Source organism: Stenotrophomonas sp. HMWF003 (assembly GCF_003061285.1).
Taxonomy (GTDB): domain Bacteria; phylum Pseudomonadota; class Gammaproteobacteria; order Xanthomonadales; family Xanthomonadaceae; genus Stenotrophomonas; species Stenotrophomonas maltophilia_AP.
In genome coordinates, this window is the sequence record NZ_QAIW01000441.1 from 1 (window position 1) to 1,125 (window position 1,125).

At 68.2% G+C, this 1,125-nt stretch carries 2 protein-coding genes; both read right to left on the reverse strand.

Going from position 1 to position 1,125, the window contains the following annotated elements; genetic code table 11:
- Positions 1–90: 90 nt before the first annotated feature.
- Complete coding sequence (locus DBR34_RS19500) at positions 91–696, reverse strand: TetR/AcrR family transcriptional regulator (protein WP_128098008.1); 606 nt, start codon at positions 694–696, stop codon at positions 91–93.
- Positions 697–729: 33 nt separating this feature from the next.
- On the reverse strand, positions 730–1,125 hold a 396-nt coding region (locus DBR34_RS19505; RefSeq protein WP_181394084.1), incomplete at its 5' end, for an acetamidase/formamidase family protein.

Sequence of the window (1,125 nt, forward strand, 5' to 3'; positions counted from 1 at the left end):
GGGTGGGACGGGGTGAGTAGACCAGTCGTCTACGATGTGGGCGAATGAAAAGGCACATCGTCATGACGTGCCTCCGGGGTGTTCCGGCCATCAGGCCGAAGGGTGAAGTGCTTGCCGGGTCGCGCTCAGCGCCGTATCGAAGGGCTGCAGGGTACGGGTGATTTTGACCATGATGCTGGCGCCCAGCCACAGCTGGTACAGGCTCTGGGCCACCGTAGTGGGATCGCCGTGGACGCGGAGTGAGCCATCGGCGACGCCGGCCTCGATCGCCCCTGCCAGGCGTTCGACGATGCCGGCCGTACCGCGCTGCAACGCCGCGCGCATGCTGGCCGACAGGTCGGCCACTTCGGCGCCGAGTTTCACCGCCAGGCACTTGCCCTGGCAGTCCTCGAACGACTGGGCGTCCCGCCAGGCGCGGAAGTACGCATCCAGCTGCTGCGCCTTGCTCAGGCCGGGCTGGCGGAAGGTGGCGTCCATCTCGGCCAGGTAGGCGGCGAAGTAGTCCTCCAGCAAGGCCTCGCCGAACGCTTCCTTGGAGCCGAAGTAGTGGTAGAACGATCCCTTGGGCACACCGGCGGCGGTGAGGACCTCATTCAGGCCGACCGCCGAAAAGCCCTTTCCGCCCATGATCCGCTGGCCGGTGGCCAGGATCCTGTCGCGGACATCGAGGGGTTCAGGGGCGGTCGCAGTGCTCATGGGGTGCACTGTACGCCCGATTAGACCGGTCGTCTAGTCCGGCGTTGTCGCAGCCGGAGCGGGCAGAGTGCGCAGCACGGCTTTGTCCAGCTTCGCGACGACGCCCACGCTGCGCCCGGCCAGGTTGGCGACGTGGTACTGCACCGCCACGCCCAGCACCTGGGTCGCTTCGGACAGGCTCAGTCCGTAGCCCTGGCGCAGCCACTGCAGCATGCCGGAGGTGGCCACGCGCAGCGCGTCGTCGCTCGAGCCGGCCTGGCCGAGGGTCATGATCTGGGTCGGCGACTCGACCCGTGGCGTGGCGATCGACTGCCGCTTCACCAGCGCCACCCGCCCCTCGACGTCCAGCGAAGTTTCCAGCGCCCACTGGGTGGTTTCGCCATCGCCCTGCAGGGCGTGGCCATCGCCGAGATACAGCAGCGCACCGGG

Coding starts and splice junctions, on each gene's coding strand:
- DBR34_RS19500 (WP_128098008.1), bottom strand. CDS start 696: ATGAGCACTGCGACCGCCCCTGAACCCCTCGATGTCCGCGACAGGATC.